At 44.7% G+C, this 740-nt stretch carries 1 protein-coding gene; it reads left to right on the top strand.

Going from position 1 to position 740, the window contains the following annotated elements; genetic code table 11:
- The coding region (locus R7093_RS25320) for a TonB-dependent receptor domain-containing protein (protein WP_318147033.1) at positions 1 to 649 on the top strand (649 nt) is incomplete at its 5' end.
- Positions 650 to 740: the final 91 nt, after the last annotated feature.

A 740-nucleotide genomic window follows, 5' to 3' on the forward strand; every position in this document is an offset into this window, starting at 1 on the left:
TGGCGGTAATATTTATGGTAACCCAGATTTGGATCCGGAAACTTCCCTGAACAAAGAAATCAGTGTGCTTTACCAAGGTGATTCTGGTCTTGATGTGACGTTAACCGCCTTCCACAATGAGTTTAAAGATAAGATTACTCGCGTGGTGTGCCCAGATACAATTTGTACGGATGGCCCAAACCAATGGGGGGCAGATCCTACTTACCGCATTAATGTGGATGAAGCTGTTACTCAGGGTGTAGAAGCAACGTTGGCGAAACCACTAACCGAGACTATCTACTTAAGCTCAAGCTATACCTTTACCGACTCGGAGCAAAAAACGGGTGAATACAAAGGCATGCCACTTCAGCAACTTCCAAAGCATCTGTTTAATGTTGATGTCACTTGGCAAACAACAGACAACCTAGAGAGTTGGACGAAAGTGACCTACCGAGGCAAAGAAATGGATCCGGTCACTGGCCCATCACGCAACAGCATCGTTGAACCTGCTTATACGTTTGTAGATGCCGGCGTAACGTATCAGTTGACGGATAACACCAAGATCAAAGGTGCGATTTACAACCTGTTCGATGAAGACATCAACTACAAAGAATATGGGTACGTCGAAGATGGACGTCGTCACTGGTTAGGGTTAGACGTAGCGTTCTAATCTCTTTCAAAGAAGGCTGGGCTATGTCCCAGCCTTTTTAAATCATGCTTTACTATGATTCATTAGGTGCGTTTTTCAGCCTTATCAGGTA

It is taken from the genome of Vibrio sp. 1580 (genome assembly GCF_033340055.1).